This window comes from Streptomyces ipomoeae 91-03, from assembly GCF_000317595.1.
GTDB classification, from domain to species: Bacteria; Actinomycetota; Actinomycetes; order Streptomycetales; family Streptomycetaceae; genus Streptomyces; species Streptomyces ipomoeae.
Window position 1 is genome coordinate 1 of sequence record NZ_AEJC01000076.1, and the last position, 6670, is coordinate 6670.

The 6670-nt window shown below is 71.6% G+C and carries 6 protein-coding genes and 1 pseudogene; 6 read left to right on the forward strand and 1 reads right to left on the reverse strand.

Translation table 11 applies throughout. From position 1 onward, the window contains the following. The first annotated feature begins 27 nt into the window (after positions 1-27). The 5 genes from STRIP9103_RS04730 to STRIP9103_RS04750 all read left to right on the forward strand — a co-directional run bounded on the left by STRIP9103_RS04730 (position 28) and on the right by STRIP9103_RS04750 (position 5825). Entirely contained in the window at positions 28-1344 is a 1317-nt protein-coding gene (locus STRIP9103_RS04730; protein WP_052315551.1) for a peptidoglycan-binding protein, read from the forward strand. A gap of 171 nt (positions 1345-1515) precedes the next feature. After that, positions 1516-2661 carry an SPFH domain-containing protein gene (locus STRIP9103_RS04735; RefSeq protein ID WP_009299241.1) on the forward strand — a complete coding sequence of 382 codons (1146 nt, stop codon included), beginning with the start codon at positions 1516-1518 and terminating at the stop codon, positions 2659-2661. A 145-nt stretch (positions 2662-2806) separates the two neighbouring features. Then, positions 2807-3460 (forward strand): lytic polysaccharide monooxygenase auxiliary activity family 9 protein, encoded by a 654-nt coding sequence (locus STRIP9103_RS04740; protein WP_009299246.1) that lies wholly within the window; start codon positions 2807-2809, stop codon positions 3458-3460. 163 nt (positions 3461-3623) lie between these two features. Further along, the gene (locus STRIP9103_RS04745) at positions 3624-4091 is read left to right on the forward strand and encodes a DUF3592 domain-containing protein (protein WP_009299240.1); all 468 of its coding nucleotides are present in this window, start codon (positions 3624-3626) and stop codon (positions 4089-4091) included. A gap of 78 nt (positions 4092-4169) precedes the next feature. Then, positions 4170-5825 carry a long-chain-fatty-acid--CoA ligase gene (locus STRIP9103_RS04750; RefSeq protein WP_009299243.1) on the forward strand — a complete coding sequence of 552 codons (1656 nt, stop codon included), beginning with the start codon at positions 4170-4172 and terminating at the stop codon, positions 5823-5825. Between the two features lie 27 nt (positions 5826-5852). Here STRIP9103_RS04750 and STRIP9103_RS49765 read toward each other — a convergent pair whose 3' ends face one another. Next, positions 5853-6143: a hypothetical protein gene (locus STRIP9103_RS49765; protein WP_048819696.1), complete on the reverse strand. Its 291-nt coding sequence runs from the start codon at positions 6141-6143 to the stop codon at positions 5853-5855. 86 nt (positions 6144-6229) lie between these two features. Here STRIP9103_RS49765 and STRIP9103_RS04760 point away from each other — a divergent pair. Next, positions 6230-6451: pseudogene (locus STRIP9103_RS04760) on the forward strand (response regulator transcription factor); the annotation flags it as partial. Positions 6452-6670: the final 219 nt, after the last annotated feature.

Genomic DNA, 6670 nt, shown 5'->3' on the forward strand with positions numbered 1-6670 from the left:
CTTCGCCCGGCCCGCGAGGGGAATCGCATGGACACTCCGGTATTCGAGGAAATCGATCCTGGGAGAGATTGCGAGTGTCCCGGTTGTGTTCACCGGCGGCGAGTCGTGCGGCACTCGACCCGATGTGCCCACCTGGCTCACCCGGTGGCCCGACAGGCGATCGTCGTGGCCACGGCGGCCGGTGCGGCGCTCGGCGCCGGGTATGCCGCTCCGGCGGTCGCGGCGGTGCGTGCCCCCGTCGACCCCGGCGGTGTTCCCGCAGGTGAGGAGCCGGAAACCCCTCAGGGGAAGAGGGCTCCGCTGTATGGTCCGGCGGAGCGGTCGACGGACAGGGGGAAGCCGTCCGAGAAGATCAGGACGCCGCCGATCACCCGTGCCGAGATCATCGAACGGGCCATGACCTGGGTCGATGCCGAGGTGCCGTACAGCATGACCGAGTACTGGTACGACGGTTACCGCCAGGACTGCTCGGGATTCGTGTCCATGGCCTGGAATCTGCCGATGAACGAGTGGACGGGCAGTCTCGACAAATTCGCCCAGCGGATTTCCGGGGAGGAGCTCCTGCCCGGGGACATGCTTCTCTTCCATAATCCGGAGAACCCTCAAAAGGGCTCGCACGTCGTGATTTTCGGCGGCTGGACGGACTATACGCACACCTACTACACCGCCTACGAGTCGACCCGCCCGTACGCCCGCCGCCAGGTCACCCCGTACCCGTACTGGAGCAACGGGAGCCGCTATGTGCCGTACCGCTACACCGGGCTGATCGAGGACGACACGGACTCGCCGGACGGGGACACGGGCCCCGTCGGCTCCTCCGGGACCGTAGGCACCCCGGGAACCAAGGGCAGCGCCGATCCGGCCGGGAGCGACCGTTTCCCGGGGGCCGCGTACTTCGGGCCCGGCGCGGACAACCGGTACGTGACCCGGCTGGGGCAGCTGCTGGTGGAGCGTGGCGGGGGCCGCTTCTACACCGACGGCCCGGGACCGCGCTGGTCGGAGGCGGACCGCAGGGCCACCCAGGCGTTCCAGCGCGCCCAGGGCTGGACGGGACGCGGCGCGGACGGGCTGCCGGGGCCGCTGACCTGGTCGTATCTGGTGACCGGGAGGGGGCGGGACATCCCGCCGGCCGGGAACCGGGGGCCGAAGGTCGAGCCCGCCGCACTCCGGCCGTCCGGCGCTTCCGGCGACTCGCCGTCCGGCGCTTTCGGCTCGGGGCCCGGGCCGCGCTGGGGTGAGTCGGACCGGCGGAACGTGGAGGCGTTCCAGCGGGCCCAGGGCCGGCGGGGCGGCGCTGCCGACGGCTGTCCGGGCCCGGAGACCTGGCACCGCCTGTTCTCCTGAGACCCGCGCCCCTTCACGTTCTCCTGACACTCCTACCCGCTCACGACGTCGCCGGGCGCCCCTTTCTTGCACCTTCGCAACCACCCACCCCGGCGCACAACCGGCGCTCTCACCTCGCCCGGCTCACAACTCTCACCACGGTTCTTCCTGCGCGGAGACACGGAGTCACGTATGAGTACGACCACCCCACCCACACCGGAGCCCGATGGGGTCGCGAGGCCCGCCCGGCTCATCCAGAACGAGGCGACCACCGAGATCCCCGTACATCTGCTGTTCCGGGACGACCCGGCCCCGATGTCCGTACCGGTCACGCCCGCCGTCGTGGGCCGACGGCGCGGCACCGGCGAGCAGCCGCGGATCAGACGGGGCCTCACCGCTGTGAAGCCACGCCCCGCCGTCGAGGTGGATCCCGAGCTGGTCGAGCGGCCCGCGCGGGTGTTGCCCGGTGTGGTCGGGGTGCTGGGCGGTGCCTGTGGGGTGGCCGGATGTGTACTCACGTCGTGGTGGGCCGGGGCGCTGCCGGGGCTGGCGGTCCGGGCGTTGGGGCTGCCGACCGCGGACGCGGGTGCGGGACTCGGCCCGGCGCAGTGGGCGGCGTACGCCGGTGCCGTGACGCTGACGCTGTTCGGGTTCGGCGGGCTGGCGCGCGGGAGGACCGGGCAGGCGTGGGTGCTCGGCCTGTTCGGGCGGTACCGGGGGACGGTTCGCCGCACCGGGCTGCTCTGGGTGAATCCGCTCGTGCTGCGGCGACGGGTCGACGTACGGCTGCGGCACTGGCGCAGCGAGCCGATGCCGGCCGTCGACGCCAACGGGGTCGCGCTGCGGGTCGTCGTACTGGTGGCGTGGCGGGTGAAGGACACCGCGCGGGCGGTGCTGGGCATCGAGGACCACGAGCGGTATCTGCGGGAGTGCGTGGAGGCGGCGCTCTCCCGGGTGCTGTCGCAGCTCCCGGCGGACGTGCCGCCGAACGCGCTGGTCAGGGACGCGACGCTGCGCAACACGGAGGCGGTCGGTGACGCGCTCACGCGGCTGGTGGTGTCGGACGCGGCGCCGGTCGGCCTTGAGGTGTTCTCGGCGCAGCCGACCCGCGTCGAGTACGCGCCCGAGGTGGCCGCCGTGATGCAGCGTCGCCGGATCGCGGCGCTCGACGCCCAGCACCGGGACACCGTGCTCACCTCGGTCGTCGACTCGGTCGAGGACACGGTGACCCGGCTGACCATGCGCGGCCTGGTCGAACTGGACGACTGCGAACGCAAGGCACTGGTGAAGGACCTGACGGTGGCGTTCTGCACGGCCAGACGCGAAGCCGATTCCTGAACCGTCCGCGGCAGGCCGCCGCAAGGGTCTGCCGCAGCCGGCGACAACGGTCCTGCGATTGGTATGGACATGTCCAACGGCCGCTCATAATCTGGCACTTGGTCTAGACCTGGAATCACCCCCACGTACTCCAGGGAGCGGCAGCATGCGCGAAGTCATGCGAAGGAAGACCAGCTCCACTCGACGGGCCGAACCCGGCGGCCGGACCAAGTGGTACGCGGCCGGCGTCGGCCTCGTCACCACCGGTGCCCTCGTGCTCTCCAGCAGCGGCGCCTCCGGCCACGGCTACACCGATCTCCCCGTCAGCCGGCAGAAGCTCTGTCAGAACGGGACCGTCACGAACTGCGGCGACATCCAGTGGGAGCCGCAGAGCGTCGAGGGTCCGAAGGGCTTCCCGGGCTCAGGGCCGGCTGACGGTCGGATCTGTTCCGCCGGGCACAGCCGGTTCGGACAGCTCGACTCACCCACCAGGCCGGGCGGCGGCGCCTGGCCCACCACCAAGGTGACAGGCGGGCAGAACTACACGTTCCGCTGGCAGTTCACCGCCATGCACGCCACCACCGACTTCAAGTACTACGTCACCAGGCAGGGCTGGAACCAGAACCACGCCCTGGCCCGCTCCGACCTCGACCTCACCCCGTTCTTCACCGTCCCCTACAACGGCCAGCGCCCCCCGGCCACTCTCTCCCACACCGGACGCCTGCCGTCCGGGCTGAGCGGCCACCATGTGATCCTCGCGGTATGGACGATCGCGGACACCGGAAACGCGTTCTACGCCTGCTCGGACGTCTCGTTCTGATCGTCCTCGGCCGGGTTCCGCGTGCGCCTCGAAACGGCGCACGCGGATGCCCGTGAGATCGACCCGAGTTCTGAGCATCCCTTGAGCTGTCCGGGGCCCTCGCGCGGGTACGTTCCCCACACGCCGCTGACCAGGGCGGTCACCGTAAGTCGGGGGAACACCGATGGACTTCTTCTTCTACGCCATTCCCGTGGTCATGATGACCGTCATCGCCTTCATGGGCTACCGCGTGCTGCGCCGCTGGCTGCAGATGCGGAGCGCCTGGAACAGCGGGCTGACGGCCGAGGGGCACTGCCTCAAGGCGTTCACGACGGTCAGCAAGAGCATGGGTGAGCACAGCGGCGTGCGCACCACCATCCACCACGTGTACGAGTTCAAGACACGCGACGGCCGCGTCGTCCGCTTCGAGGAGGAGGACGGCCCGATGACGACGGTCGAGGGCGACTTCGTCACCGTCTACTACACCGACGGCCCGAACGTCGTGGCCACGGCCCATGAGCCCGGCCGTGTGAGGCAGGCGGCGGCGAGCCTCGGCATCCTGGCGTTCCTCGGTGTGGCCTTCGTCTTCTGCGTCGGCTTCATGGTCACGTACCACCAGTTCTCCACGGACCCGACGTTCCCGACGCCGTGACCTGAACCGAGCGATCCAGCAGGCCCGGCGTCACCCGACTCTCCTCATCTGACGGTACGTCAACTACCGTGCGCCCTCATGGAGTCCCTGGAGTCCACGAGGCGTACGGTCGCGGAGCTCGTCGCCGACCGGTGGGGCGACCACCGGCCCGGACTGTGGTGCGAGGACCGGGTGCTGACCCACCACGAGGTCGCGGCCGGGGCCGCCGCCCGCGCGGCACTGCTGGCCGACCTGCTGCCGCCCGGCGCCGAACCGCACATCGGTGTTCTCCTCGACAACACCCCCGAGTTCCCCCTGTGGCTGAGCGCGGCGGCCCTCGCGGGCGCCGCCGTCGCCGGGATCAACCCCACCCGACGGGGCCCGGAGCTGGCGCGCGACATCCTGCACACCGAATGCCGGGTACTGATCACGGAACGCGCCCATCTGCCCCTCCTCGACGGCCTCGAACTCCCCGGCGTACGACGACTGGTGACCGACACCCAGGAGTACGACGACCTCCTCGCCGCCTACGCCGGTGCCGAGCCCGACCCCACCCCGGCCACCCCCGCCCACCGCCTCCTCCTCTACTTCACCTCCGGCTCCACCGGCGCCCCCAAGGCCGCCATCTGCTCACAGGGGCGGCTCGCGGCGGCCGGGCGGGCCCTGGTGAACCGCTTCGGGGTGCGGCGGGACGACGTGCACTACATCTGCATGCCGATGTTCCACGGCAACGCGGTGATCGCCGACTGGGCACCCGCGCTGGCCGCCGGCGCCGGGGTCGCGCTCCGCCGTCGCTTCTCGGCCTCCGGGTTCCTGGACGACGTACGGGCGTACGGGGCCACGTACTTCACCTACGTCGGGCGGGCCGTGCAGTACATCCTGGCCACCGAGCCCCGCCCCGACGACCACGACAACCCGCTGCGCATGGGCTTCGGCACGGAGGCGGGGGCGGTGGACGCGGCGGCGTTCGAGAAGCGGTTCGGGGTACGGCTCGTGGAGGGGTACGGGTCCTCCGAGGGCGGTGCGGCGATCCAGTGGACGCCCGGTGCGCCGCCGGGCGCGATCGGGCGGGCGGCGCCGGCGGACGATCTCGCGGTGATCGACCCGGAGACACGGCGGGAGTGCCCACCGGCCGCCTTCGGCGAGGACGGCCGCCTCCTCAACGGCACCGAGGCCATAGGCGAGCTGGTCAACCGGGGCCGCAACCCCTTCGAGGGCTACTGGCGCAACCCCGAGGCGGACGCGGCCCGCCGCCACGACGGCTGGTACTGGACGGGCGACCTCTTCTACCGCGACACCGACGGTTACCTCTACTTCGCGGGCCGCACCGACGACCGCCTCCGCGTCGACAGCGAGAACCTGGCCGCCGCCGTCATCGAGAACATCCTCGCCCGCTACCGGGGCGCCGACGCCGTCGCCGTCTACGCGGTCCCCGACCCGGTCGCCGGCGACCAGGCCATGGCCACCGTCGCGGGCACCTTCGACCCGGCCGACTTCGCCGAATTCCCCCTCGCCCAGCCGGACTTGGGCACGAAGATGACACCCCGCTTCATACGCGTGGTCCCCGCCATGCCGGTCACCGCCACCAACAAGATCCAGCGAGCCACCCTCCGCCGCGAGGGCTTCCGCTGCCCGGACCCGGTGTGGTGGCGCCCACCGGGCAAGTGGACCTACCGCCGCCTCACCGCGCTGGACCTGGGGCGACTGGTGACCGAGTACCGGGCACGGGGGCGGGAGGAGCTGCTGACGAGGTAGTAGGCGTGCCAGTAGGTATGCCTGGCCCTACCCCCGGAACGCCCCCTGCGCATATGGCCGTTGCTCGTGGCCTCCACCTACCGTGACCCCATGATCCGAACAGCCGTACGGGACACACCGCGTGCGGTGGCCTATCTGCTCAGCGGGGTCCTCGTGGGCCTCGTCCTGCTGGTGGTCCTCCTGCTCCTGGGCACCCTCGGCCTCGCCCTGGCCCCGGTGCCGGTGGGGCTGCCGCTGCTCGCGCTGGCCGTGCTGTCCGGCGTACACGGTGCTGCTCGGGTTCGTGCTGTGGCCGCTCGACGTGCTGGTGCTGTGCACGGCCCTCGGTGTCGTACTCCTCCTGGCGCTGCTGTGGCCGCTCGCCCGGTACGCCCGGGCCCGTGCCGCGCCGGCCCCGCTGCTGCCGACACCGGCGCGATCCGCCGGCGGCGCCGACCCCGCGCGAGCGGGAGGTGCTGGCGCTGGTCGCCGAGGGCAGGTCGAACGGCGCGATCGCCCGCGAGCTGGTCGTCACCGAGGCGGCCGTCGGCAAACACATCGGCAACATCCTGGCCAAGCGGAACCTGCTTCCGGCGGAGGAGACGCATCGGCGGGTGCCGGCGGTATTGGCCTACCTGCGCGGCTGAGGCCCACACGGCGGCAGGGGGTGTGGGTCTCAGCCGCGCAGGTAGGCCAATACCGCCGGCACCCGCCGATGCGTCTCCTCCGCCGGAAGTGCGCTATGGGTGCCTCCCTCCTCGTACCTCCCGAGGGCTCTTTCCGGCGCGTCTGCCCAGTCCCGCGCCTCTCAACCGGGGCCGTTTCCCGCGCCTGGCACGCCTTCGGATGCCGGGCCCATGCGTGAA

Excerpts from the sequence above, each read along its gene's own strand:
- STRIP9103_RS04730 (WP_052315551.1), top strand. The coding sequence starts at position 28 with ATGGACACTCCGGTATTCGAGGAAATCGATCCTGGGAGAGATTGCGAG.
- STRIP9103_RS04735 (WP_009299241.1), top strand. The coding sequence starts at position 1,516 with ATGAGTACGACCACCCCACCCACACCGGAGCCCGATGGGGTCGCGAGG.
- STRIP9103_RS04740 (WP_009299246.1), top strand. The coding sequence starts at position 2,807 with ATGCGCGAAGTCATGCGAAGGAAGACCAGCTCCACTCGACGGGCCGAA.
- STRIP9103_RS04745 (WP_009299240.1), top strand. The coding sequence starts at position 3,624 with ATGGACTTCTTCTTCTACGCCATTCCCGTGGTCATGATGACCGTCATC.
- STRIP9103_RS04750 (WP_009299243.1), top strand. The coding sequence starts at position 4,170 with ATGGAGTCCCTGGAGTCCACGAGGCGTACGGTCGCGGAGCTCGTCGCC.